Here is a 25066-nt window from a genome sequence, read left to right as displayed (position 1 = left end):
CAGACGACCTCTCAAACAAGGACAACACCATGCAAACCGATTGCGACGTATTGATTGCCGGAAACGGGCTGGCGGCACTGACGCTCGCCCTGTCGCTGCCTGAATCGTTCCGCATCGTCATTTTGTGCAAAAACCGGCTGGACGACACCGCCAGCCGTCATGCGCAAGGCGGGATTGCGGCGGCGTGGTCGGGAGAGGACGACATCGAAAAACACGTTGCCGATACTTTGGAAGCGGGCGCAGGTTTGTGCAACGAAGCCGCCGTCCGCACCATCCTGTCGCAGGGCAAACCGGCAATCGAATGGCTGCTGGCGCAGGGCGTGGCGTTCGACCGGAGTCATGACGGCCTGCACCTGACGCGCGAAGGCGGGCACACCTGCCGCCGAATCGCCCACGTCGCCGACTACACGGGCGAAGCCGTCATGCAGAGCCTGATTGTCCAAATACGCCGTCGCCCGAACATCCGCGTTTACGAGCGGCAGATGGCGTTGGACATCCAAACCGAATCAGGTGCGGCGTGCGGACTGACCGTCCTCGACCGCCGAACGCAAGAAACCTACAACATCCGTGCCAGCCATACCGTACTCGCAGGCGGTGGCCTCGGGCAGATTTACGCCGCCACCACCACGCCGCCCGAATGCACGGGCGACGCCATCGCCATGGCGATACGTGCAGGCTGCGCAGTCGAAAACCTCGAATTTATCCAATTCCACCCCACAGGCTTGGCAAGGTCGTCTGAAAACGGCCGCACCTTCCTGATTTCCGAAGCCGTGCGCGGCGAAGGCGGCATCCTGACCAACCAAGCGGGCGAACGATTTATGCCGCATTACGACCGCCGCGCCGAACTCGCACCGCGCGACATCGTTGCCCGCGCCATCGCAGCCGAAATCGCCAAACAAACGCAAGACTTCGTCTCGCTCGACATCAGCCATCAACCCGCAGCGTTCGTCCGCCGGCATTTCCCATCCATCCATCGACACTGTTTATCCCAATGCGGCCTAGACATCACGCGCCAAGCCATCCCCGTCCGCCCCGTGCAACACTACACCTGCGGCGGCATCCAAACCGACCCCTGCGGCAGAACCTCCCTGCCGCAGCTCTACGCCTTGGGCGAAACCGCCTGCACTGGGCTGCACGGAGCCAACCGCCTTGCCAGCAACTCCCTGCTCGAATGCGTCGTGACCGCAAGGCTCTGCGCCCAAGCCATCGCAGACGGACAAGCATTCCAAGCCGAACCATTCCAAAGGCCGTCTGAAAGCCTCTCCGCCGAAGCAGGCATCTTTTCAGACGACCTTCAAAACACATTCAGCCGCCCCGTCCTGCAAACGTTCAACCAACGCCATCTAGGCATCCTACGCAACGATACCGGCCTGCGCCGCGCCATCGCCCAACTGCAGCTTTGGAAGCAAAACCAAGCCGAACCGCACACCGCGTCCGAATACGAAAACCGCAACCTGCTCGAATGCAGCCTCGCCGTCGCCCAAGCCGCATACAGGCGGAGACAGAACATCGGCGCGCATTTTAATAGTGATTGTTAAGGTTGGCTGGTTAGAAAAAAAATCGTTCAAATAAATTTGAATAGCATGGTTAAGAGATTGGCATTTAGTTTTTAGGGTTGCGTAAGTTGGGTTATCATTCTGTTCTAAAAGCAAAAAGGCCGTCTGAAACACTGTTCAGACGGTCTTTTGCTTCCTTGACACTTTATCTGACGCGTTTTACCTGCCCGACTGTGCCCACACGTTTTGCAGGTAGGCGTAGGTCAGCCCGGCGGTGTCGGACACCAGCGCGATGTCGCTGCCCAAGTCTTCGGCTTTGCCTACGCCGATGGGCAAGGCGCCGGCGGCTTTGATGGCGGCTACTCCTGCTGCGGCGTCTTCGATGCCGATGCAGCGACGGATGTCCGCGCCCACGCCCTCGGCGGCGGCGAGGAAGATGTCGGGGGCGGGTTTGGAATGCGCGACGGCGGCAGGGTCGGCGACGGCGTCGAAGAAGTGGGTCAGCCCCATGCGTTCGAGCAGGAACGGGCCGTTTTTACTGGCGGACGCGAGGGCGATTTTTTTGCCGTTTGCCCTCAATGCTTCCAGCAGCGGCAAAATGCCGGGGTACACATCTTCGGGTTTGACTGACTGAATCATCTCGACGTAGTTGTCGTTTTTACGGCGGGTCAGTTCGGCGAACTCGGCTTCGCTGACGGTTTTGCCGCCGTGCGCGAGAATGCGTTTGAGCGAATCGTCGCGCGACACGCCTTTGAGCTGCTCGTTAAACTTGCGGTCGATGCCGATGCCCAGTTCTTCGGCGAGCTTTTTCCACGCGCGGTAGTGGTATTCGGCGGTGTCGGTGATGACGCCGTCGAGATCGAAGAGGACTGCGGTAAACGTCATTTTGCGCCCTCCTTATTTTTCCAACGCGACAGTGTGGCTGCCGTTGAGCGTGATGTCTTTGCCGTACACCTGCAAATCGAGCGGTTCGCCTTTGAGCAGGGTGAAGACGACGTTTTCTTTGCCGACGGCGACTTTAATCAGACGGCCTCGGTAGTTGATGTGGAAGGCGTAGCCTGTCCACGCGCCCGGCAGGAACGGAGCGAAGCTGAGTTTGCCGCCCCAGGTTTTCATTTGTGCGAAACCTTGGACGATGGCGAGCCACGAACCGGTCATGGAAGTTAAGCCACGGTATTGTAGGCATTTTCGTGAAAGTTAGATTTTTAACTTCACGGATTCAGTACATGTTCAATGATTAAATTTATTTTCCATAAAATTGGCAAACCTCACTAAGGCTAGCATAACAGGAACCTCAACCAGAACACCTACTACAGTTGTTAACGTAGCTCCTGATAATAGCCCAAATAGAGATATAGAAACTGCAACGGACAGCTCAAAAAAGTTAGATGCACCAATCATGCCACATGGAGCTGCAATTGAATATGGTAGCTTTGCTAAATATGCCATGAAAAATGTTATTGCAAATATAAACAGAGTTTGAATTATCAAAGGAATTGCAATAAGGATAATATTTAGTGGCTGATCCAATATCTTCTGTCCTTGAAATGAAAATATTATAATCAACGTCAACAATAATCCCATCATAGTGTATTTATCAAATGCAGGGATAAAAGTTTTATTTAGGTAGTCCTCCCCTTTGTTTTTAATGATTATACTCCTAGTTGCCATGCTTAAAATAAGAGGAACAACAATAAATAATACAATGGATAATAAAAGTGTTCCCCATGGAATATTTATATTTCCAATCTTTAATAAGAAGCTCACAATTGGTATATATGCAATCAAAATAATTAAGTCGTTACTAGCTACCTGTACTAAGGTATAAGCACTATCACCTCTTGTTAACTTGCTCCATACAAATACCATTGCGGTACATGGTGCAGCTCCGAGTAAAACCGCCCCAGCTAAATATTCTGATGCCAATTCCTTATTAATAAATCCTTTATAAATAACAAAGAAAAATAAGGATGCAATTAAATACATGGTGAGTGGCTTAATGATCCAATTTACAAACCATGTAATAAATAGACCTTTAGGGTTTTTTCCTATGTCTTTTATACTCTTAAAATCAATTTTCAACATCATTGGATAAATCATTATCCAAAGTAAAATTGTTGTTGGTATAGACACGTTGTAGAACTCAAATTTTCCTAACCTATCTGGAATAGAAGGAAAATATTTCCCAATAAATATGCCTATTGCCATACAAATTAATACCCAAAAAGTCAGGTTTTTCTCAAAAAAACCAATTCCATTTATTTTCTTCATTTCTAAATCCACTTAAATTCTTCATTTGCTTTAGCAGATAACATCTTGATTACTAGGATTTGCTTTATACAAGGATGAATTAACAATCCACCAATTTGTATGAATTGATGCCCTTGTTAGATCTTCTTCTAATCGATATGCTTCATAAAATGGGGTAGCCTCCTCCAAGCTAACGATTAATACTTCTGTTTCCTCTTCCTTTAATCTAAGTAACAAGTTTTTACAGATTCAGGTATCTGTCCTTGTATTCTTTGAACTTCTTGATGATAACTTAAGTTGAGTCTAACAACAAGGTATGCCCCGTAGAAGCAGTATCAATCACCACTATTTCATCGTCTGCTTTTTCCACGAGTAATGTGCAGACCGTCTTCGGTGCTGATGGCAGTGGTCTTTCTGGACGAACGCCCCAGCACGCAGGAATGGATAGGGCTGGGGCTGGTTACGGCGGGCGTATTGACGCTGGCTTTGAAACGCTAAAAATATTTTTCCAATGAAAAGGTCGTCTGAAAACCAAAATTCTGTTTTTCAGACGACCTTTTTACTTCCTTGACACTTTATCTGACGCGTTTTACCTGCCCGACTGTGCCCACACGCTTTGCAGGTAGACGTAGGTCAGCCCGGCGGTGTCGGACACCAGCGCGATGTCGCTGCCCAAGTCTTCGGCTTTGCCTACGCCGATGGGCAAGGCGCCGGCGGCTTTGATGGCGGCTACTCCTGCTGCGGCGTCTTCGATGCCGATGCAGCGACGGATGTCCGCGCCCACGCCCTCGGCGGCGGCGAGGAAGATGTCGGGGGCGGGTTTGGAATGCGCGACGGCGGCAGGGTCGGCGACAGTGTCGAAAAAGTGGGTCAGCCCCATGCGTTCGAGCAGGAACGGGCCGTTTTTACTGGCGGACGCGAGGGCGATTTTTTTGCCGTTTGCTTTTAATGTCTCCAGCAGCGGCAAAATGCCGGGGTACACGTCTTCGGGTTTGACTGCCTGAATCATCTCGACGTAGTTGTCGTTTTTTCGGCGGGTCAGTTCGGCGAACTCGGCTTCGCCGACGGTTTTGCCGCCGTGCGCGAGGATGCGTTTGAGCGAATCGTCGCGCGACACGCCTTTGAGCTGTTCGTTAAACTTGCGGTCGATGCCGATGCCCAGTTCTTCGGCGAGCTTTTTCCACGCGCGGTAGTGGTATTCGGCGGTATCGGTAATCACGCCGTCGAGATCGAAGAGGACTGCGGTAAACGTCATTTTGCGCCCTCCTTATTTTTCCAACGCGGCGGTGTGGCTGCCGTTGAGCGTGATGTCTTTGCCGTACACCTGCAAATCGAGCGGCCCGCCTTTGAGCAGGCTGAAGACAACGTTTTCTTTGCCGACGGCGACTTTAATCAGACGGCCTCGGTAGTTGATGTGGAAGGCATAGCCTGTCCACGCGCCCGGCAGGAACGGTGCGAAGCTGAGTTTGCCGCCCCAAGTTTTCATTTGGGCGAAACCTTGGACGATGGCGAGCCACGAACCGGTCATGGAGGTGATATGCAGGCCGTCTTCTGTGTCGTTGTTGTAGTTGTCCAAGTCCAGGCGGGCGGTGCGCCGGTACATTTCCACGGCTTTTTCTTCTTTGCCCAGTTCGGCGGCGAGAATAGAGTGGATACAGGGCGACAGCGAGCTTTCATGCACGGTCATCGGTTCGTAGAAATCGAAGTTGCGGCGTTTTTCGTCGATATTGAAACGGTCGCCGAAGAAGTAGATGCCTTGCAACACGTCCGCCTGCTTGATGAAGGGCGAACGCAGGATTTTGTCCCACGACCATTTCTGGTTGAGCGGCAAATCGTCGGGCGAAAGCGCGGACACGGGACGGATGTCTTTGTCGAGGAAGCCGTCGTGTTGGACGAATACGCCGAGTTCTTCGTCATGCGGACGGTACATATTCGCGCTGATGTCCGCCCATTTTTCCAACTCGGCGGCACGCACGTTCAAATCCGGGCGCGGGTATTTCGCCAGGGCTTCGCGGGTGTAGTCCAATACCCAGGCGGCGAGGGTGTTGGTGTACCAGTTGTTGTTGATGTTGTTTTCGTATTCGTTCGGGCCGGTTACGCCGTGAATCATGTATTTGCCGTTGCGTTTGGAGAAGTGGACGCGGTCCGCCCAGAAGCGGGACACTTCGACCAAGACTTCCAAGCCTTCTTTGGCAAGATAGCCCTCGTCGCCGGTGTAGTTGGTGTAGTTGTAGATGGCGTAAGGAATCGCGCCGTTGCGGTGGATTTCCTCGAAGGTGATTTCCCATTCGTTGTGGCACTCGATACCCGTAAACGTTACCATCGGATAGAGTGCGCCCGCCAAGCCCTGTTCGCGCGCGTTGTGCTGCGCCTGCGGCAGTTGGTTGCGGCGGTATTGCAGCAGGTTGCGGGTAACTTCGGGTTCCGCCAGTGCGAGGTAGAGCGGTACGGCATAGGCTTCGGTATCCCAATAGGTCGCGCCGCCGTATTTTTCGCCGGTAAAGCCTTTGGGGCCGATGTTCAGGCGCGCATCTTCGCCGTAGTAGGTGGAGAACAGTTGGAACAGATTGAAACGGATGCCTTGCTGCGCTTCGTCGCTGCCTTCGATGACCACGTCGGCGATTTCCCAACGGTGCAGCCAGCCTGCTTTGTGCGCGTCCAGCAAGGTTTCAAACGCAACGCCTGCGACTTTTTCCGACAAGGCGCGGCCTGCGGCTTTCACTGCTTCCAAGCCCTGATAATCGCGGCTGGTGGTAACAATAACCCGTTTTTCAAAGGTTTTGGGCGTGCCGCCGACTTCGACCTCGAAAGAATTGGAGACTTGCCAGTCGGTTTGGCTGCCGCCGAGGGCTTTGAAGCTGCCGGCGAAAGTTTGCTCGGCGTTGACGATAAATTGTTCCACGCCGAAAGGGTTGGCAACGGTTTGGGCGGCAATGTAGGAGAGACTGTCTGAAACGCCTTTGTCCAATACCTGCCAGAATTTTTCTTCGTAGTTGGAGTCTTCGTTTTTCACGTCGGCATCGATGATGGAATCGATGCGGACTTGGTGGGTTTTACCGTCAACGGATACGGCTTCCCAGCGGATGACCGCCAGCTCTTTTTGCGCGACGGACAGGAATTTGCACACATTGAAACGCACACCGAATACGGTAAACGAGCGGCGCAACACGCCGTGCCGCATATCGAGTTCGACGGAGAAGCCGGCAACGTCGTTTTTCGCCAAGTCCACTTCCTGCCCGTCGACAAAGATTTTGACTTTGCTGAAATTGAACGCGTTGATGGCTTTGCCGAAATATTTGGGATAGCCGTTTTTCCACCAGCCGACGCGGGTTTTGTCGGGGAACCACACGCCGGCGATGTAGGTGCCTAAGTGGCTGTCGGCGGAATAGGTTTCCTCAAAGCTGCCGCGCATACCCATATAGCCGTTGCCCAAGCTGGTCAGGCTCTCTTGCAGCCGTTTGTGTTCTTTTTCCAGTTTTGCCGAACGCAGCGTCCAAGGGCTGATTTCCATGATTCTTGTGTACATTTATGAAGCTCCTGTTTGGATTGATTTGAGGGAATGGTGAAATCTTATAGTGGATTAACAAAAATCAGGACAAGGCGACGAAGCCGCAGACAGTACAAATAGTACGGAACCGATTCACTTGGTGCTTCAGCACCTTAGAGAATCGTTCTCTTTGAGCTAAGCCGAGGCAACGCCGTACCGGTTTTTGTTAATCCACTATAAAAAGGCCGTCTACAACCGGTGTTAGGAAGCTCCTAAGAAAGGGATTCGATGCCGTAAGCAATCGTCGCCTCCCTGGTATCACCCTTGTTCAGACGAATATTGCCGAACTCGGGCCAATTCAGGCTGTCGGGCAGCGTCTGCGCCTCGGTCGCCAGCGCGTCGTAAACGCCCGCATCGTGCCGCGCGAAATCCTGCGGGGCGGCGGTAAAGATGACCAAGCCATTGCGGTCGCTGTATATGCTGATACGACGGCGGCGTCCGGCTTGCAACACAGCGGCGGGACGGCCTATATCGGACGGCACGCGGTAAGCGTCGTCAAAACCGGCCCGACCCGTTTCGCGGCGCAGGGCGGCAACGGCGGCATCCAGCGGCTTGGGCCGGCTGAAATCAAATACTTCGAGGTCGTCTGAAACCGTTGAGACGGGCAGTTTTTCGGCATCGGCCGGAATATGTCCGCCCTGCGGAATATGCAGAACCGCATCGTGCAGGCCCGCGTCCAGCCGCCAGTAAATGTGCAGCGTCGGGTCGAACACCGTGTCGCCGAGCGCGGTGGCGCGATAGCTAACGGTAAGCCGGTCGTCCTCGTCCAAGCGGTAGGAAATATCCAAATCCAAATCGTTGGGATAACCGTCGGCCGACTGTTGCAGGCGGCTGCGCAGCACCACCGAACGGCCGTCTGCCGCCACCGCGTTGAAACGGGTAACGGCCAGCCCGTGCGAACCGCCGTGCAGCGCGTTCCTGCCTTCGTTGGCCTCCACGCGGTAAGTCCTGCCGTTGATGTCGAACGCCGCACCGCGGATGCGTCCGGCCACGCGCCCTATCTGCTTGTTAATCTGAAACGGATTGTCCGCATAGGAAGCCGCATCGTCGAACGACACCACGAGGTTTTCGCGCACGCCGTCTGCCAAAACGGAAAATTCCTGCACAATCCCGCCCAAGTCCAGCACGCAGACACGCGTACCACGCCGGTTGGACAGCACATAGCCGGTTACGGCACGCCCGTCGATCAGGCCAAAATCGCGGGTAGCGGGGGTATCGCTCATCGCTCAAACCCCGCCGTGTGTTTCTTTAATCAGGAACACAGAAAACGCGCCCAGCAGCAGGACGACGCCCCCTACCAAGAACATAGTGGCCTGCAAGCCGCCCAGCATAGGGAAAAGCACGAAACTCAACAGCGAAGCGACGATTTGAGGCATACAGATAGAGCCGTTAAACAGGCCCAAGTAAGTGCCCATATGCTTGCCCGACAAGGCGTTGGTCACAATCGTCAGCGGATAAGTGATAATGCCCGCCCAAGCGATGCCGATTAAGGTATAAGACAACACCAGCGCGTATTGGTTGCCGATGAAGAAAACGGAGAAAAAGCCGAGCGCGCCCAAAGCCAAACAGCCGAAATAACCCGCCTTATGGTATTTATTCGGCACTTTCGCCAATACAAACGAACAAATCACCGCCGCAACCGACTGCACCGCCGCCAAAACGCCGTACCAGTTGCCCGCCTCCTGATAGCCTACGGAAGACGCATCGGTGGTGTGCCAAACGTTTTCCGCAATCGCGCCTGCGGAATAAGTCCACATATATTGAAAGGCGAACCAGCAGAAAAACTGTACCAGAGTAACCGTCCAAAACGCTTTGGGCGCGGTTTTCAAAAGTTCGAACCAGTTGGCTTTTTCCTGATTCGCGGCGACATCGATGCCGTGGTAACGGGCATAGGTTTCCGGGTCGTATTCTTTGACTTTGAAGATTGTGAACGCACTGGTAATAATCAGTAATGCCGCGCCCACATAGAATGCTACGACCACGGTTTGTGGCACAACGCCTTTCTCGGCGGTGTTCGCCAAACCGATATACGCGAACACAAACGGCAGAATCGCCGCCACGACCGCGCCGGTATTCGCCAAAAAGCTCTGAATCCCGTAGGCGTAGCTTTTCTGCTCCTCGTTGACCATATCGCCGACCATCATCTTAAACGGCTGCATCGCCATATTGGAAGACACGTCCAGCAGCGCAATCATCAGCGCGCCGAACGACAAAGCCGCCAAAGAAGCGTAGCCGAAACCGAAGCTGCCCGAGTTCGGCATCAAAATCATCACGATGACCGCAATCAGCGTGCCGTAAAACAGATACGGCAGGCGGCGACCGCCCAATCGCGGCATCCAAGTGCGGTCGGAGTAATAACCGACAATCGGCTGCACCAGCATCCCCGCCAGCGGCGGCAGGATGAAAAACCAGCCCAAATTGTGCGGGTCTGCGCCTAGCGTTTGAAAAATGCGGCTCATTTGCGAGCTTTGCAGGGTAAAGGCCGTCTGAACGCCGAGAAAGCCGAAACTGAGCATCCAAATCGTGCTTTTTGCCAGCGCGGGCAAACCTTGTTTTGCTGTTTGAGGCGTATATTCCGACATAAGGTAAATCCTTTTTTGATTTGAAAAGTATAGTAGATTAACAAAAACCAGTACGGCGTTGCCTCGCCTTAGCTCAAAGAGAACGATTCTCTAAGGTGCTGAAGCACCAAGTGAATCGGTTCCGTACTATCTGTACTGTCTGCGGCTTCGTCGCCTTGTCCTGATTTTTGTTAATCCACTATATTTGCTTTGGAAAATCCGAAATGGTTGCCGGGGCGGCGATCCCCTATCATTATTATTTTTTTGTCTATATAATTTCAAAGGGATAAGCGGATTTTATGAATCCTGCCCGATTTTGGCAATACCGGTTCGCGGATAAACTGGCTTAAATCAAATTATCGGTTAAAATGGCCGTCTGAAATTTGTTTGATGAAAACGAGAAAACCATGTCCCAACAATACGTCTATTCTATGCTGCGCGTGAGCAAGGTTGTGCCGCCGCAGAAAACCATCATTAAAGATATTTCCCTTTCTTTCTTCCCCGGCGCGAAAATCGGCCTGCTCGGTTTGAACGGCGCGGGCAAGTCCACCGTGCTGCGGATTATGGCGGGTGTGGATAAGGAATTTGAGGGCGAAGCCGTGCCGATGGGCGGCATTAAAATCGGCTACCTGCCGCAAGAGCCTGAGCTTGATCCTGAAAAAACCGTGCGCGAGGAAGTGGAAAGCGGTTTGGGCGAAGTGGCTGCCGCGCAGAAACGTTTGGAAGAAGTGTATGCCGAGTACGCCAATCCTGATGCGGATTTTGACGCGTTGGCAGAAGAGCAGGGCCGCTTGGAAGCGATTATTGCGGCAGGTTCGTCCACGGGCGGCGGTGCGGAACACGAATTGGAAATCGCCGCCGACGCGCTGCGCCTGCCGGAATGGGATGCCAAAATCGATAATTTGTCCGGCGGTGAAAAACGCCGCGTTGCCTTGTGCAAACTCTTGTTGAGCAAACCCGATATGCTTTTGCTGGACGAGCCGACCAACCACTTGGACGCGGAATCTGTCGAGTGGCTGGAGCAATTTCTCGTGCGCTTCCCCGGTACAGTCGTTGCGGTAACACACGACCGCTACTTCCTCGACAACGCCGCCGAATGGATTTTGGAACTCGACCGCGGCCATGGTATTCCGTGGAAAGGCAATTACTCGTCTTGGCTGGAGCAGAAAGAAAAACGCTTGGAAAACGAGGCAAAATCCGAAGCCGCGCGCGTGAAGGCGATGAAGCAGGAATTGGAATGGGTGCGCCAAAATGCCAAAGGCCGCCAAGCCAAGTCCAAAGCGCGTTTGGCTCGTTTTGAAGAAATGAGCAACTACGAATACCAAAAACGCAATGAAACGCAGGAAATCTTCATTCCCGTCGCCGAGCGTTTGGGTAACGAAGTGATTGAATTTGTGAATGTTTCCAAATCGTTCGGCGACAAAGTGCTGATTGACGATTTGAGCTTCAAAGTGCCTGCGGGCGCGATTGTCGGCATCATCGGTCCGAACGGCGCGGGTAAATCGACACTGTTTAAAATGATTGCGGGCAAAGAGCAGCCCGATTCCGGTGAAGTGAAAATCGGGCAAACCGTGAAAATGAGCTTGATTGACCAAAGCCGCGAAGGTTTGCAAAACGACAAAACCGTGTTCGACAACATTGCCGAAGGTCGCGATATTTTACAGGTCGGGCAGTTTGAAATCCCCGCCCGCCAATATTTGGGACGCTTCAATTTCAAAGGCAGCGACCAAAGCAAAATCACGGGGCAGCTTTCCGGCGGCGAACGCGGACGTTTGCACTTGGCAAAAACCTTGTTGGGCGGTGGCAATGTGTTGCTGCTGGACGAACCGTCCAACGACCTCGACGTGGAAACCCTGCGCGCGTTGGAAGACGCATTGCTGGAATTTGCCGGCAGCGTGATGGTGATTTCGCACGACCGCTGGTTCCTCGACCGTATTGCTACGCATATCTTGGCTTGCGAAGGCGACTCCAAATGGGTGTTCTTTGACGGCAACTATCAGGAATACGAAGCCGACAAGAAACGCCGACTCGGCGAAGAAGGCACGAAACCGAAACGCATCAAATACAAACCGGTAACGCGTTAACCTCCGAAACAATGCCGTCTGAAAGGCTTTCAGACGGCATTTTTACAAGGCAGCACCGTTTAAAACAGCATTGCAATCCTCAAGACAATCAAAGTCATCACCGCAGCCGCCATATCGTCCGCCATAATGCCCAAACCGCCGTGCAGATTCTTGTCAAACCAACCGACGGGAGACGGTTTGAGCGCGTCAAACAGACGGAATAGGACAAATGCCGCCAGCCACCACGTCCACCTGAACGGCACAAACGCCAGCACAAACAGCATGGCGACAATCTCGTCCCAAACAATCCCACCATGGTCGCTGACACCCGTTTCACGTTCCGCATAAGCGCAAATGCGTATGCCCAACATAAACAGCACGATACACAAAAAAGCCAGCAGCAGCCCGTCTATGCCGAGCAAAATCAGCACAAATGCCAAAGGCAGTGCCGCCAAAGTGCCAAATGTACCCGGCGCGAACGGAGCCAGCCCGCTGCCGAAACCAAAAGCCAAAAAACACAACGGTCGTTTCAACAGCCACGCAAAGTCAGGTTTAAAATCAGCCAAAATGATCGAATCCTAAAGAATGTAGTTCCAATTCCCTGCCGTCGGCATCTAAAACCTTCAGACGGCATCCTCCGTTGATTTTGCCGATGCGCGTTACCGGCACGCCGCACCGTTCTGCCGCATCAAGCACGCGGCTGCGGCAACTTTCCGGCGCGGTAAACACCAGCTCGTAATCGTCGCCGCCCGCCAAAGTATAAGACAGCCATTGCGCTCGGGGCAAAATATCTTTCAATACGGATAAAGACGGCAGCGAATCGGCCCAAATTTCCGCCCCCACGCCGGAAGCGGTCAGGATATGCCCCAAATCTTGCGCGAGGCCGTCTGAAACATCCTGCGCCGCCCGGGCAAACGGCAACAGCGCAAGCCCCAGCCCAACCCTTGGCTCGGGGCGGAGCAGCTTTTGTTCGCATTCGGCAAACACATCATCCGGCAACACACACCGTTTCAGACGGCAGTTCAAAGCCGCCGCCGCCATACCGACACGCCCCGACACCCAAATATCGTCGCCCGCAACCGCCGCATCACGCCGCAACGCCCTACCCTTCGGCAATTCGCCGATAATGGTTACATTGAACGCCATATCGCCCTTGGTCGTATCGCCGCCGATTAACGTTACGCCAAACTTTTTTGCCAAACCGAAAAAGCTGCCGCAAAACCGTTTCAGCCATACCTCATCCAATTCGGGCAACGCCGCGCTCAGCAACACCCAACGCGGTATCGCACCCATCGCCGCCATATCCGAAACATTGACGGCCAAAACCTTCCAAGCCAAGTCTTCAGGTTTGACATTTGCAAAAAAATGCCTGTCCTTCAAAAGCATATCCGCACTGAAACACAAATCGAAGCCTTCACGCGGGCGGACAATCGCCGCATCGTCGCCTATGCCCAATACGACATCATTATCCGTGCCTGTTTGCAAATACCGTTTGATGAAGTCAAATTCTTTCATATCCCAAAATATCCGGCGGGCGAATCCAATTTAAATCATAGCAAGGCAGCAAAGGCCGTACAAACAATAAAGCGGCTCATTCAGTGTTTCAGCGTATTTCACTTTTAGCTTTGGCCATACCGTACCCGTATGCACCGACCACCCTGTTTCAACACACAAACGGCATATCAAAGCACCGCACTGCACGCCACCCCGAATGCAAAGCGGCAACTTCCGCCACCGATTAGGCTCAATCGCTGCAACTGGCAAGGTTTCAACCGAAAAGGGCTGATGATAAAACCATATCCGGCATACAGTGCCGCACACATCTGGCACGATTCCATCCATTTCCCAATGAAGGGGAAAGGCGTGAATTTGTATGAATTATCCCTTTCAGGGCTTGATACAGAAAGGATTCCCTTTCTATGGGCAAACCCACATCCTACCGCCTTAAAATCAGAGTTTCAACCGATATAGTGGATTAAATTTAAACCAGTACAGCGTTGCCTTACCTTAGCTCAAAGAGAACGATTCTCTAAGGTGCTGAAGCACCGAGTGAATCGGTTCCGTACTATTTGTACTGTCTGCGGCTCCGTCGCCTTGTCCTGATTTTTGTTAATCCACTATAAAGCACGGCAATGGGACACAAACCTGAATCTGAATCTGAACCTGCACCCCGATTCTGACGATAGCCGTTTCAGAAAACCACCCAAAAAAACAAACCCCGCAAAAGCGGGGGTTTGTTTCACATCATCGATGCCGACCGACGTTTCACGAATATTGCAACAGTACCTGGTACAAAATCCACTAACCTCATGCATCGGCAAGATATTGCCTAGCCTTAGTGTTGGTGATGATTGTGTGCCGGCACAACCTGACGGGTTACGATGCTGCGGATTTTCACATCCACACGGCGGTCAGGTTCGATACATGCAATCAGAGCCTCACGTTTTTTGGCTTTAGAGACTTTCGCACCCAGTTTGGCAACTTCGGCTTCACAAACTTGAGTCATTTGCGCTTGAGATTCGCCCAAGCCGACAGCAGAAATTCTAGAAACAGGTACGCCGTTGCTGACCAGGTTGTTTGCCACTACGTATGCGCGGCGTTCGGACAGGGCCTGATTGTATTTGTCAGAACCCATAAAGTCGGTATGGCCTTCGACGCGGACAGATTGGATATTGGTTTGACCCAGGCGTTGCGCCAATACTTTCAGGTTGTCTTGAGCTTCGGCGCGCAATGAATCCTTATCGAAACCGAACAGGGTTTTGGCAGACAGGGAAATGGTTTCATCAACATATTGCGGAGCCTGCTCCACAACGACGACAGGCGCGGGTGCGGGTTCGGGTTCTGGCTCGGGTTCGGGGGCAGCAACCGCATCGCCGCATTCTACGCGACCTTGGCTTGCTTTATCAAAGTAGGCGTTTTTCCAGCATTCGCCATAGTTGTTGCGTACGATTTCGTTCGACTGGCCGCTTACGGTGTAACCCTGAACGGACGCCTCGCCCGCAACAGCAGTGCCGGAAGCGAGCAATGCAACGAATAATGCGCTTAATTTCAGCTGTTTGGTCATTTTATTCCCTCATTAAATTTGTACAGCAGATACAGAAGCAACTGCTGAATTGCCAACATACAGGCCGCTGTAGAAACATGGCGGCAAATCGGATATTTCAGTCTCCACTATAAAGAAGCAGGGGGAGGACTGTCAATACTCAACGCCTGAAAACAACCGTAAAACAGCCTGTTTCCTGATAGTCTATCATGCCGAAAAATCAATTCCGTGTCATTACTTTAGGGGGATTTTTTCCATATCGCACGATTGCCGTTGCACAAAAACAACAAACACAACGGCAAAGCCCCATACCGTACCGGCAAGAAAATATGATAAATTATAAACAATGTTCAGCCACCCGACACAGACCCACACCGACCCGCCATGAAATTACAACAATTGAAATACGCCTTAGAAGTTTACCGGCACAACCTGAACGTTTCCGAAGCGGCCGAAGCCTTGTTTACTTCGCAACCCGGCATCTCCAAACAAATCAAATTGCTGGAAGAAGAAATCGGCATTCAGATTTTTATCCGCAGCGGCAAGCGCGTGGTTTCGGTCTCGCAGCCGGGCAAGGTGGTTTTGGATATTGCGGAACGTATTTTACGCGATGTACAGAACATTAAAAATATCGGCAGCGAGTTTACCGGACAGGACAGCGGTTCGCTGACGGTTGCCACGACGCATACTCAGGCACGCTATGCCCTACCCTTGATTGTTGCCGATTTTGTGAAACGCTATCCGAAAGTCAACCTGACCATCAAACAGGGGAGCCCTGCCGCCATCGCACGTATGGTTACCTCAGGCGAGGCGGACTTGGCGATTGTTACGGAACGGATAGACGACCATCCCGAACTGGGAAAACTTCCCTGCTATGACTGGACTCATGCGGTTATCGTACCGAACGACCACCCCTTGCTCGAATGCAGAAACCCCCTCCGTATTGAAGATTTGGCGAGGTTTCCACTAATTACCTATGAATTTGCATTCAACACGGGCAGCAGCATCGCGCGGGCATTTTCCAAAGCCCGTTTGGAACAGCCGGATGTCGCATTGGCGGCGGCGGATACGGACGTATTGAAGACTTATGTGCGCTTGGGTTTGGGCGTGGGACTGATGGCGAAAATGGCGTACAACCTGGATACGGACGGCGATTTGCAGCTTGTGGATGCGGCACACCTGTTCGAGCCGTCGCCGACGTGGATTGCTTTGCGCAGCGATACTTATTTGCGCGGATATGCCTACGACTTTATCCAAGCGTTTGCGCCGCACCTGACACGCGAGAAGGTGGATAGGATTCTGTACACGCCCATCAGCGAGGATTTTTCGATTTAGGCGGCTGCCGGTTTTCAGACGGCACTTTGCGGCAGATACAACAAACAGGACAGATGTTTTCGTCTGCCCTGTGTTTATTGAGAATGCCGTCTGAAATGTTCGTACGGGTTAATCAAATGGCGTGCGAACAACCGGATACCATCTTCTTCAACACCTGCAGATTGAGGATCTTGATGTGTTTGTGTTCGACGGAAATCAATCCTTCCTGATGGAACTTGGATAATGTGCGGCTGACGGTTTCAAGTTTCAGCCCGAGATAACTGCCGATTTCTTCGCGGGACATTCTTAAGATGAAGTCGTTGGCAGCAAAACCTCGGGAATAAAGGCGTTGGGAAAGGTTCAGCAGGAAGGCGGCAATCCGCTCTTCGGCGCGCATATTGCCCAACAGCAGCATAACACCTTGGTCGCGCACGATTTCACGGCTCATCATGCGGAAGAAGTGCGTACGCAGGCTGGGGATGTTTTGCCCCAGTTCTTCGATGTGGGTAAACGGCAGTTCGCACACTTCGCTGTCTTCCAAGGCGACCGCGTCGCAACTGTGCACATGGGAACAGATGCCGTCCATGCCGATGAGTTCGCCCGACATAAAGAAACCCGTTACCTGATCGCGGCCGTCCTGACTGGCGACGGTTGTTTTGAAGAAGCCCGAACGGATGGCAAAGAGCGAGGTAAAGGCTTCGCCGACACAGAACAGGTATTCGCCCTTTTTCAGGCGGCGGCTTTGACGGATGACGGCATCGAGTTGGCTGAGCTCGTTGGGCAGCAGCCCGACAGGCAGGCAGAGTTCCCGCAAAGAACAGGAAGAACACAGCGTTTTCATCTGATGTGTAGTATTATGCGAAGCCATACCGTACCTTTTTGTGCGCTTTGCCCCATCATGATTATAGTGGATTAAATTTAAACCAGTACGGCGTTGCCTCGCCTTGTCCTTATTTAAATTTAATCCACTATATGTGCTTATTGACACATATCAAGACAGGTTTATCATACTGTGGCATTCTACCAAACTATCCAAAATTTGACTAACATCATAAAACCACACACACCATGAAAATCATTCAGATACAGAACAATCACAATGTAAACGATGACCGTCCCGAGTTTGACCGCGCGCTGATTGCCAGCCTGCCCGCCAGCGGCCCGCGCTACACTTCCTACCCTACCGCCGACCGTTTCCATGACGGTTTCCGCGAAGGCGAATATATCAAAGCTTTACATTTGCGCGGTATGGGCGCGTTAAACAAACCGCTTTCCCTTTACATTCACATTCCGTTCTGCAACACCATCTGCTACTACTGCGGCTGCAACAAAATCATCACCAAAGACAAAAGCCGCGCCGATGCCTACATCGAATATCTTGAAAAAGAAATGGAACTGCTCGCTCCACATCTGAACGGACGGCACCAGCTTGCCCAACTGCACTTCGGCGGCGGCACTCCGACCTTTTTGAGCGACGAACAGATCGAACGTGTCTTCCGCATGATACGCAAACATTTCGAGTTAATCCCCACCGGCGAATACTCCATCGAAATCGACCCGCGCAAAGTCAGCCGCGACACCGTCCTCATGCTCGGCAGACTCGGCTTCAACCGCATGAGCATCGGCATTCAGGATTTCGACCCCAAAGTGCAGGCGGCGGTCAACCGCATCCAAAGTTACGAAGAAACCAAAGAAGTCATCGATGCGGCGCGCGAAGCGGGGTTCAAATCCGTCAGCGTCGATTTGATTTACGGCCTGCCGCACCAGACTTCGGAAAGCATCAAAACCACCATCGATACCGTTTTGTCGCTCGATCCCGACCGCCTCGCCCTTTATCACTACGCCCACCTGCCGCACGTGTTCAAACCGCAACGCCGCATCGATACCGCCTCCGTCCCCGACAGCGAAGAGAAGCTCGATATGCTGCAATACTGCGTCCAAACCCTAACCGAACGCGGCTACGTCTTCATCGGCATGGATCATTTCGCCAAACCTGACGACGAACTCTCCATCGCCCTCAAAGAAGGCTTCCTCCAGCGCAACTTCCAAGGCTATTCGACCTACGCGGATTGCGATTTGGTCGCCATCGGCGTGTCGTCCATCGGCAAAATCGGCAGCACCTATTCCCAAAACGAACGCGACATCGATGCCTACTATGCCGCCATCGACGAAGGCAGACTGCCCATCATGCGCGGTTATCAGCTCAATCAGGACGACATCCTGCGCCGCAACATCATTCAGGATTTGATGTGCCGTTTCGCGCTCGACTATCGGATTTACGAAAGTATGTTCGGCATCCCGTTCGACCGCTACTTCAAAGACGAACTGGCGGATTTGGAAAAACTCGCCGGTTTGGGATTGGTGCGCCTGAACAGCCACGGACTGACCGTTACCCCGAAAGGACGCTTCCTCATCCGCAACATCGCCATGGTTTTCGATTACCACCTGCGCCATAAAGAAACCAAGGCGAAATATTCGCAAACGGTGTGATTGTGGCTAACGTACAAATGCCGTCTGAAAGGCTTTTTCAGACGGCATTTTGCTGCCGGCAGGATAAGTGTTTTCAAGAACAGGCGGCGGCATATCATAACGTTCCGCACCTTTGTGTCCGACCGTTCCGAAACCAAGATATAGTGGATTAACAAAAACCAGTACAGCGTTGCCTCGCCTTGCTGTACTATCTGTACTGTCTGCGGCTTCGTCGCCTTGTCCTGATTTTTGTTAATCACTATACCAAACGGCATATCCCGACAGAACAGATTGTGCATAAGGCACAAGCCCGCACATTCCATCAACAAAATGCCGTCTGAACACGGGTTCAGACGGCATCAGTATTTTACAATCAGAATACTGCCTGTAAAACCAAGTAGCAGACAACCGACAATACGGCGGCGGCAGGCAGGGTAATGACCCACGCCAAACCGATGGGCTTCATCAGTTTCCAGTTGGCATTGCGGTTGACCAGACCGATGCCGAGTACCGCGCCGACCAAGATATGCGTACTGGACACGGGCAGCCCCATCAGCGACGCGCCCATCACGACGGATGCGGCGGACAGTTCGGCGGTAAAACCCGAAGCAGGATGCATTTCCGCCAAACTCGTACCGACGGTTTTAATCACCTCTTTACCGACAAACCACAAACCGACAATCAGCGCGATACCGAAAGTCAGCATCGCAATCGGGGGGACGACATTTTGCGCGGCAACGCTGTTGGTACGCAAAACATCCATAATCGCGGCAAACGGACCGATGGCGTTGGCGATATCGTTCGCCCCGTGGCTGAATGCGAAGCCGCAGGCGGTAAAGACCTGCATCCATGAAAACATCTGAAAGGTTGATTTGCCCAAGTCTTTACGCTTGAGGCTTTTGGCAAACACAAACGTCCCCATCCACACCGCCGCGCCTATCATAAAGATGGTCAGGAAGCTGTTGACGTTGCTCATCCCCAAATGCAGGTTTTTCAAGCCCTTGAAAATCAGCATAGCGGAAATCATCATCGCGCCGAACGAAGCGATAAAGGGAATCCAAGAATGCAGCGCTTTGTAGGAATCGACATTGTTTTTACGGTTGTCGAACGCATAAAGACCGCGGTAATACTCCGATTGCAGCTCTTGCGGATCGAATTCGGGTTCGTCGTAAATTTGCGCGTCGTGCGCCATTTTGGTGGCGTACTCGACTTTTTCGGCTTCGGACAAACCCTCGAAAAACAGGCGGTGCCGTTCTTTATAGGCCTTTTTTTCCTGCTTGATGCCCTTGAGCGTGCCTTCCGCCCAAGCGTTGTAATCTAAGACGTTTTTCTTGACGCGCGAAAACAGGAAATAGGACACCGCGCCGCCCAACACGGGCGACAATACCCAAGAAACACCAATACCGCCCAGCTTGCCCCAACGTATCAAATCGCCCGATGCGGCATCGTTCATTACCGCCATACATACCGCGCTGCCGACAATGCCGCCGATAATGGAATGGGTGGTAGATACCGGAAGCCCTTTTTTCGAGGCAAACAACAGCCACAACGCCGCCGCCAAAAGCGCGGACATCATAATAAACACAAACTGTATGGGTTCGAAATCAACACCCTTCAAATCGACGATGCCTTTGCGTATGGTATTGGTTACCTCACCGCCCGCGATGACCGCGCCGCTGACCTCAAATACCGCCGCAATCAGCAAAGCCTGCGGGATGGTCAGCGTACCCGCACCGACGCTGGTGCCGAAAGAATTGGCAACATCGTTGCCGCCGATGTTGAACGCCATAAACACGCCGAACATCGTGGCAATAATGAATAAGGCGGCGTAATTGTAATGGGTATAACCCAAGCCCCAATAAATAAAATAGCCGACTGTACCTACCAGCATGGCGGCAAAGACGGCGTTGATGGTTTTAACATTTGCGCTCATTTGGATTTGAGCCATGGCAATCTTCCTTTAATGTGGTGGAAATCATGAGTGTTGCCGACACTGTACTGCTGCCTCCGGTCGAACTGCCGTTTCGGGATATGGCAGACGCATCCTTCCTTCTGAACCGCATCCAAATACCCCCAAACCTGACCGAATGCAAAACTGCTGCCGGAAACGGTTTGTATGACACTTCTACTACTGGATGTTGCGGGCGCATTATAATATTTTTCCATCCGTCTTGAAACATTTATTTACACTTTATTTACACTGCGGCGGCAAATCGGTATACGAGCGTCAATACACGTTAAAATGGCGTTTTGCACCAGTTTGGGAGTGATGATGGAAACACAGCTTTACATCGGCATCATGTCGGGAACCAGCATGGACGGGGCGGATGCCGTACTGATACGGATGGACGGCGGCAAATGGCTGGGCGCGGAAGGGCACGCCTTTACCCCCTACCCCGGCAGGTTACGCCGCAAATTGCTGGATTTGCAGGACACAGGCGCGGACGAACTGCACCGCAGCAGGATGTTGTCGCAAGAACTCAGCCGCCTGTACGCGCAAACCGCCGCCGAACTGCTGTGCAGTCAAAACCTCGCGCCGTCCGACATTACCGCCCTCGGCTGCCACGGGCAAACCGTCAGACACGCGCCGGAACACAGTTACAGCGTACAGCTTGCCGATTTGCCGCTGCTGGCGGAACGGACTCAGATTTTTACCGTCGGCGACTTCCGCAGCCGCGACCTTGCGGCCGGCGGACAAGGCGCGCCGCTCGTCCCCGCCTTTCACGAAGCCCTGTTCCGCGACGACAGGGAAACACGCGCGGTACTGAACATCGGCGGGATTGCCAACATCAGCGTACTCCCCCCCGACGCACCCGCCTTCGGCTTCGACACAGGACCGGGCAATATGCTGATGGACGCGTGGATGCAGGCACACTGGCAGCTTCCTTACGACAAAAACGGTGCAAAGGCGGCACAAGGCAACATATTGCCGCAACTGCTCGACAGGCTGCTCGCCCACCCGTATTTCGCACAACCCCACCCTAAAAGCACGGGGCGCGAACTGTTTGCCCTAAATTGGCTCGAAACCTACCTTGACGGCGGCGAAAACCGATACGACGTATTGCGGACGCTTTCCCGATTCACCGCGCAAACCGTTTTCGACGCCGTCTCACACGCAGCGGCAGATGCCCGTCAAATGTACATTTGCGGCGGCGGCATCCGCAATCCTGTTTTAATGGCGGATTTGGCAGAATGTTTCGGCACACGCGTTTCCCTGCACAGCACCGCCGAACTGAACCTCGATCCGCAATGGGTAGAAGCCGCCGCGTTCGCATGGATGGCGGCGTGTTGGGTCAACCGCATTCCCGGTAGTCCGCACAAAGCAACCGGCGCATCCAAACCGTGTATTCTGGGCGCGGGATATTATTATTGAGCACAAATGCCGTCTGAAAGACCGTTCCGCCGTTCAGACGGCATTTTCGCCCCTTTTGTTTACAAACCCTTAAAATTCCTTTACACTCAAAATCCGTTCAACATCAAACAAACCCCGCTATGAAAACCCTGCTCCTCCTCATCCCCCTCGTCCTCACAGCCTGCGGCACACTGACCGGCATACCCGCCCACGGCGGCGGCAAACGCTTTGCCGTCGAACAAGAACTCGTCGCCGCATCGTCCCGCGCCGCCGTCAAAGAAATGGACTTGTCCGCCCTGAAAGGACGCAAAGCCGCCCTTTACGTCTCCGTTATGGGCGACCAAGGTTCGGGCAACATAAGCGGCGGACGCTACTCTATCGACGCACTGATACGCGGCGGCTACCACAACAACCCCGAAAGTGCCACCCAATACAGCTACCCCGCCTACGACACTACCGCCACCACCAAATCCGACGCGCTCTCCAGCGTAACCACTTCCACATCGCTTTTGAACGCCCCCGCCGCCGCCCTGACGAAAAACAGCGGACGCAAAGGCGAACGCTCCGCCGGACTGTCCGTCAACGGCACGGGCGACTACCGCAACGAAACCCTGCTCGCCAACCCCCGCGACGTTTCCTTCCTGACCAACCTCATCCAAACCGTCTTCTACCTGCGCGGCATCGAAGTCGTACCGCCCGAATACGCCGACACCGACGTATTCGTAACCGTCGACGTATTCGGCACCGTCCGCAGCCGCACCGAACTGCACCTCTACAACGCCGAAACCCTTAAAGCCCAAACCAAGCTCGAATATTTCGCCGTTGACCGCGACAGCCGGAAACTGCTGATTGCCCCTAAAACCGCCGCCTACGAATCCCAATACCAAGAACAATACGCCCTCTGGATGGGACCTTACAGCGTCGGCAAAACCGTCAAAGCCTCAGACCGCCTGATGGTCGATTTCTCCGACATCACCCCCTACGGCGACACAACCGCCCAAAACCGTCCCGACTTCAAACAAAACAACGGTAAAAAACCCGATGTCGGCAACGAAGTCATCCGCCGCCGCAAAGGAGGATAAACCGTGAAACCGCTGCGAAGACTCATCAAGCTCCTTGCCGCCTGTGCCGTAGCGGCGGCCGCACTCATACAGCCCGCCCTCGCGGCGGACTTGGCGCAAGACCCGTTCATTACCGATAACGCCCAACGGCAGCACTACGAACCCGGAGGCAAATACCACCTCTTCGGCGACCCGCGCGGCAGCGTCTCCGACCGCACCGGTCAAATCAACGTCATCCAAGACTATACCCACCGGATGGGCAACCTGCTCATCCAGCAGGCAAACATCAACGGCACAATCGGCTACCACACCCGCTTTTCCGGACACGGATACGAAGAACACGCCCCCTTCGACAACCACGCCGCCGACAGCGCGAGCGAAGAAAAAGGCAACGTTGACGAAGGCTTTACCGTATACCGGCTCAACTGGGAAGGACACGAACATCATCCCGCCGATGCCTACGACGGCCCGAAGGGCGGCAATTACCCCAAACCTACGGGTGCACGCGACGAATACACCTATCACGTCAACGGCACAGCACGCAGCATCAAACTCAATCCGACCGACACCCGCAGCATCCGGCAACGCATATCCGACAATTACAGCAACCTCGGCAGCAATTTCTCCGACCGCGCCGATGAAGCCAACAGAAAAATGTTCGAGCACAATGCCAAGCTCGACCGCTGGGGCAACAGCATGGAGTTTATCAACGGCGTCGCCGCCGGCGCGCTCAACCCCTTTATCAGCGCGGGCGAAGCCTTGGGCATAGGCGACATACTGTACGGAACGCGCTATGCCATAGACAAAGCCGCAATGCGCAACATCGCCCCCTTGCCCGCCGAGGGCAAATTCGCCGTCATCGGCGGCTTGGGCAGCGTGGCGGGCTTTGAAAAAAATACGCGCGAAGCCGTTGACCGGTGGATACAGGAAAACCCCAATGCCGCCGAAACCGTCGAAGCCCTGGTCAACGTCCTGCCGTTTGCCAAAGTCAAAAACCTGACAAAGGCGGCAAAACCGGGGAAGGCTGCGGTTAGCGGGGATTTTTCTGCTGCATACAATACAAGAACAACTAGAAAAGTTACTACAGAAACAGAGGGGTTAAATAGAATCAGACAGAACCAGAAAAATAGTAATATACATGAGAAAAATTATGGAAGAGATAATCCTAATCATATTAATGTTTTATCTGGAAATTCTATACAACATATACTGTATGGAGATGAAGCAGGAGGTGGGCATCTTTTTCCTGGCAAACCTGGTAAGACAACATTCCCCCAACATTGGTCAGCCAGTAAAATAACTCATGAAATTAGTGATATCGTTACATCCCCAAAAACGCAATGGTATGCACAGACTGGAACAGGCGGCAAATATATTGCTAAAGGAAGACCAGCTAGGTGGGTATCATATGAAACGAGAGATGGAATTCGTATCAGAACAGTTTATGAACCTGCAACAGGAAAAGTGGTAACTGCATTCCCCGATAGAACCTCTAATCCCAAATATAACCCTGTAAAATAATGAGTATTTGAAAGATGAAAACATTAGACGAACGAATAAAAAATTTAGGAAAATCTCTTGAAGATAGAATTGACGCTAATCTAATTGATGCCGCACTAGAGTACATTACTTTTTCAGAACGTTTGCTAGCTTTTGAAACGCTATGTGATTATATAGAAGATTTCAATATCCAGCTTACGGAAAAAGAATCCCAAGAAATCTCTTTTATTAATAAGGAATTTGGAATTGAAAGTACATCAGATTAATAAATATTAGGTCGGTTTAAAAACCCAACAATCAAAAAGTCGTCTGAAACTGTGTTTAATTTACAGACGACCTTTCCTTCATTTGAAGCAGGATATTGAGAACTGAGTTCTTCAAAAATCCTACACCTGCTCCTTCCACGGCAG

The 25066-nt window shown here is 52.8% G+C and carries 21 protein-coding genes and 1 pseudogene; 9 read left to right on the top strand and 13 right to left on the bottom strand.

Annotated features, from left to right (window positions below; genetic code table 11):
* Nucleotides 1-29: 29 nt before the first annotated feature.
* On the top strand, nt 30-1538 hold the full coding sequence (gene nadB / locus IUJ45_RS08285; RefSeq protein ID WP_002246774.1) for an L-aspartate oxidase: 1509 nt from the start codon (nt 30-32) through the stop codon (nt 1536-1538).
* 177 nt (nt 1539-1715) lie between these two features.
* Here the strand turns inward: nadB and pgmB (IUJ45_RS08280) are convergent, their stop codons facing one another.
* From pgmB (IUJ45_RS08280) to arsB, 3 genes and pseudogenes are all read right to left on the bottom strand, one after another.
* Nucleotides 1716-2381, bottom strand: a complete 666-nt coding sequence (pgmB, locus tag IUJ45_RS08280; RefSeq protein ID WP_002246800.1) for a beta-phosphoglucomutase — start codon at nt 2379-2381, stop codon at nt 1716-1718.
* Between the two features lie 12 nt (nt 2382-2393).
* Nucleotides 2394-2663, bottom strand: a pseudogene (locus tag IUJ45_RS08275) (glycosyl hydrolase family 65 domain-containing protein); the annotation flags it as partial.
* 63 nt (nt 2664-2726) lie between these two features.
* Nucleotides 2727-3779, bottom strand: coding sequence for an ACR3 family arsenite efflux transporter (arsB, locus tag IUJ45_RS08270; RefSeq protein ID WP_010981281.1), 1053 nt, complete (start codon nt 3777-3779; stop codon nt 2727-2729).
* Between the two features lie 342 nt (nt 3780-4121).
* Here arsB and IUJ45_RS08260 point away from each other — a divergent pair, with 342 nt between their 5' ends.
* Entirely contained in the window at nt 4122-4244 is a 123-nt protein-coding gene (locus tag IUJ45_RS08260; protein ID WP_002246785.1) for a hypothetical protein, read from the top strand.
* 91 nt (nt 4245-4335) lie between these two features.
* Here the strand turns inward: IUJ45_RS08260 and pgmB (IUJ45_RS08255) are convergent, their stop codons facing one another.
* The 4 genes from pgmB (IUJ45_RS08255) to IUJ45_RS08240 all read right to left on the bottom strand — a co-directional run bounded on the left by pgmB (IUJ45_RS08255) (nt 4336) and on the right by IUJ45_RS08240 (nt 9875).
* Nucleotides 4336-5001 carry a beta-phosphoglucomutase gene (gene pgmB, locus IUJ45_RS08255; RefSeq protein WP_082308681.1) on the bottom strand — a complete coding sequence of 222 codons (666 nt, stop codon included), beginning with the start codon at nt 4999-5001 and terminating at the stop codon, nt 4336-4338.
* A gap of 12 nt (nt 5002-5013) precedes the next feature.
* Nucleotides 5014-7272 (bottom strand): glycoside hydrolase family 65 protein, encoded by a 2259-nt coding sequence (locus IUJ45_RS08250; RefSeq protein ID WP_002236694.1) that lies wholly within the window; start codon nt 7270-7272, stop codon nt 5014-5016.
* A gap of 233 nt (nt 7273-7505) precedes the next feature.
* On the bottom strand, nt 7506-8516 hold the full coding sequence (locus IUJ45_RS08245; protein WP_002222006.1) for an aldose epimerase family protein: 1011 nt from the start codon (nt 8514-8516) through the stop codon (nt 7506-7508).
* 3 nt (nt 8517-8519) lie between these two features.
* Nucleotides 8520-9875 carry an SLC45 family MFS transporter gene (locus IUJ45_RS08240; RefSeq protein ID WP_002245883.1) on the bottom strand — a complete coding sequence of 452 codons (1356 nt, stop codon included), beginning with the start codon at nt 9873-9875 and terminating at the stop codon, nt 8520-8522.
* A gap of 386 nt (nt 9876-10261) precedes the next feature.
* Here IUJ45_RS08240 and ettA point away from each other — a divergent pair, with 386 nt between their 5' ends.
* Entirely contained in the window at nt 10262-11938 is a 1677-nt protein-coding gene (ettA, locus tag IUJ45_RS08235) for an energy-dependent translational throttle protein EttA (protein WP_002236693.1), read from the top strand.
* Nucleotides 11939-11997: 59 nt separating this feature from the next.
* Here ettA and IUJ45_RS08230 read toward each other — a convergent pair whose 3' ends face one another.
* From IUJ45_RS08230 to rmpM, 3 genes are all read right to left on the bottom strand, one after another.
* Nucleotides 11998-12483, bottom strand: coding sequence for a phosphatidylglycerophosphatase A family protein (locus IUJ45_RS08230; RefSeq protein ID WP_002236692.1), 486 nt, complete (start codon nt 12481-12483; stop codon nt 11998-12000).
* Entirely contained in the window at nt 12476-13432 is a 957-nt protein-coding gene (gene thiL / locus IUJ45_RS08225; protein ID WP_002222003.1) for a thiamine-phosphate kinase, read from the bottom strand. The genes IUJ45_RS08230 and thiL overlap by 8 nt, the downstream gene beginning before the upstream one ends.
* An 820-nt stretch (nt 13433-14252) precedes the next feature.
* Entirely contained in the window at nt 14253-14981 is a 729-nt protein-coding gene (gene rmpM, locus IUJ45_RS08220; protein WP_002226062.1) for a peptidoglycan-binding outer membrane protein RmpM, read from the bottom strand.
* A 363-nt stretch (nt 14982-15344) separates the two neighbouring features.
* Between rmpM and IUJ45_RS08215 the strand changes: the two genes are divergently transcribed.
* On the top strand, nt 15345-16295 hold the full coding sequence (locus IUJ45_RS08215) for a CysB family HTH-type transcriptional regulator (protein WP_002245881.1): 951 nt from the start codon (nt 15345-15347) through the stop codon (nt 16293-16295).
* A 112-nt stretch (nt 16296-16407) separates the two neighbouring features.
* Here the strand turns inward: IUJ45_RS08215 and fnr are convergent, their stop codons facing one another.
* Nucleotides 16408-17142 carry a fumarate/nitrate reduction transcriptional regulator Fnr gene (fnr, locus tag IUJ45_RS08210; protein ID WP_002212452.1) on the bottom strand — a complete coding sequence of 245 codons (735 nt, stop codon included), beginning with the start codon at nt 17140-17142 and terminating at the stop codon, nt 16408-16410.
* A gap of 200 nt (nt 17143-17342) precedes the next feature.
* Here fnr and hemN point away from each other — a divergent pair, with 200 nt between their 5' ends.
* Complete coding sequence (hemN, locus tag IUJ45_RS08205; RefSeq protein WP_002220324.1) at nt 17343-18764, top strand: oxygen-independent coproporphyrinogen III oxidase; 1422 nt, start codon at nt 17343-17345, stop codon at nt 18762-18764.
* A gap of 352 nt (nt 18765-19116) precedes the next feature.
* Here the strand turns inward: hemN and IUJ45_RS08200 are convergent, their stop codons facing one another.
* Together IUJ45_RS08200 and IUJ45_RS08195 are read right to left on the bottom strand one after the other, a co-directional pair.
* On the bottom strand, nt 19117-20691 hold the full coding sequence (locus IUJ45_RS08200; RefSeq protein ID WP_002212449.1) for an inorganic phosphate transporter: 1575 nt from the start codon (nt 20689-20691) through the stop codon (nt 19117-19119).
* Nucleotides 20673-20909: a hypothetical protein gene (locus tag IUJ45_RS08195; protein WP_153308390.1), complete on the bottom strand. Its 237-nt coding sequence runs from the start codon at nt 20907-20909 to the stop codon at nt 20673-20675. Before IUJ45_RS08195 ends, IUJ45_RS08200 begins: the two co-directional genes overlap by 19 nt.
* Nucleotides 20910-21015: 106 nt before the next feature.
* On the opposite strand from IUJ45_RS08195, the gene IUJ45_RS08190 reads away from it, so the two are divergent.
* The 4 genes from IUJ45_RS08190 to IUJ45_RS08175 all read left to right on the top strand — a co-directional run bounded on the left by IUJ45_RS08190 (nt 21016) and on the right by IUJ45_RS08175 (nt 24922).
* Nucleotides 21016-22116, top strand: coding sequence for an anhydro-N-acetylmuramic acid kinase (locus IUJ45_RS08190; RefSeq protein ID WP_002246794.1), 1101 nt, complete (start codon nt 21016-21018; stop codon nt 22114-22116).
* Between the two features lie 119 nt (nt 22117-22235).
* The gene (mafA, locus tag IUJ45_RS08185; protein ID WP_002245878.1) at nt 22236-23177 is read left to right on the top strand and encodes an adhesin MafA; all 942 of its coding nucleotides are present in this window, start codon (nt 22236-22238) and stop codon (nt 23175-23177) included.
* 3 nt (nt 23178-23180) lie between these two features.
* Nucleotides 23181-24677 (top strand): polymorphic toxin MafB class 1, encoded by a 1497-nt coding sequence (mafB, locus tag IUJ45_RS08180; protein ID WP_002245877.1) that lies wholly within the window; start codon nt 23181-23183, stop codon nt 24675-24677.
* 14 nt (nt 24678-24691) lie between these two features.
* The gene (locus tag IUJ45_RS08175) at nt 24692-24922 is read left to right on the top strand and encodes a MafI family immunity protein (RefSeq protein ID WP_002220318.1); all 231 of its coding nucleotides are present in this window, start codon (nt 24692-24694) and stop codon (nt 24920-24922) included.
* The last annotated feature ends 144 nt before the right edge of the window (nt 24923-25066 follow it).

Origin of the sequence: Neisseria meningitidis (assembly GCF_022869645.1) — a bacterium.
Classification (GTDB): domain Bacteria; phylum Pseudomonadota; class Gammaproteobacteria; order Burkholderiales; family Neisseriaceae; genus Neisseria; species Neisseria meningitidis.
Note: the sequence above shows the minus strand (reverse complement) of the source record. Positions and strands in the feature narration are given on the sequence as shown.

Bases quoted from the DNA above. Each gene is read 5' to 3' on its own strand.
- IUJ45_RS08215 (WP_002245881.1), top strand. From the start codon at position 15,345: ATGAAATTACAACAATTGAAATACGCCTTAGAAGTTTACCGGCACAAC.
- pgmB (WP_082308681.1), bottom strand. From the start codon at position 5,001: ATGACGTTTACCGCAGTCCTCTTCGATCTCGACGGCGTGATTACCGAT.
- nadB (WP_002246774.1), top strand. From the start codon at position 30: ATGCAAACCGATTGCGACGTATTGATTGCCGGAAACGGGCTGGCGGCA.
- IUJ45_RS08200 (WP_002212449.1), bottom strand. From the start codon at position 20,691: ATGGCTCAAATCCAAATGAGCGCAAATGTTAAAACCATCAACGCCGTC.
- IUJ45_RS08260 (WP_002246785.1), top strand. From the start codon at position 4,122: ATGTGCAGACCGTCTTCGGTGCTGATGGCAGTGGTCTTTCTGGACGAA.
- thiL (WP_002222003.1), bottom strand. From the start codon at position 13,432: ATGAAAGAATTTGACTTCATCAAACGGTATTTGCAAACAGGCACGGAT.
- mafA (WP_002245878.1), top strand. From the start codon at position 22,236: ATGAAAACCCTGCTCCTCCTCATCCCCCTCGTCCTCACAGCCTGCGGC.
- rmpM (WP_002226062.1), bottom strand. From the start codon at position 14,981: ATGACCAAACAGCTGAAATTAAGCGCATTATTCGTTGCATTGCTCGCT.
- IUJ45_RS08240 (WP_002245883.1), bottom strand. From the start codon at position 9,875: ATGTCGGAATATACGCCTCAAACAGCAAAACAAGGTTTGCCCGCGCTG.
- IUJ45_RS08175 (WP_002220318.1), top strand. From the start codon at position 24,692: ATGAAAACATTAGACGAACGAATAAAAAATTTAGGAAAATCTCTTGAA.
- IUJ45_RS08190 (WP_002246794.1), top strand. From the start codon at position 21,016: ATGGAAACACAGCTTTACATCGGCATCATGTCGGGAACCAGCATGGAC.
- ettA (WP_002236693.1), top strand. From the start codon at position 10,262: ATGTCCCAACAATACGTCTATTCTATGCTGCGCGTGAGCAAGGTTGTG.
- IUJ45_RS08195 (WP_153308390.1), bottom strand. From the start codon at position 20,909: ATGGAAAAATATTATAATGCGCCCGCAACATCCAGTAGTAGAAGTGTC.
- fnr (WP_002212452.1), bottom strand. From the start codon at position 17,142: ATGGCTTCGCATAATACTACACATCAGATGAAAACGCTGTGTTCTTCC.
- pgmB (WP_002246800.1), bottom strand. From the start codon at position 2,381: ATGACGTTTACCGCAGTCCTCTTCGATCTCGACGGCGTCATCACCGAC.
- IUJ45_RS08245 (WP_002222006.1), bottom strand. From the start codon at position 8,516: ATGAGCGATACCCCCGCTACCCGCGATTTTGGCCTGATCGACGGGCGT.
- hemN (WP_002220324.1), top strand. From the start codon at position 17,343: ATGAAAATCATTCAGATACAGAACAATCACAATGTAAACGATGACCGT.
- IUJ45_RS08250 (WP_002236694.1), bottom strand. From the start codon at position 7,272: ATGTACACAAGAATCATGGAAATCAGCCCTTGGACGCTGCGTTCGGCA.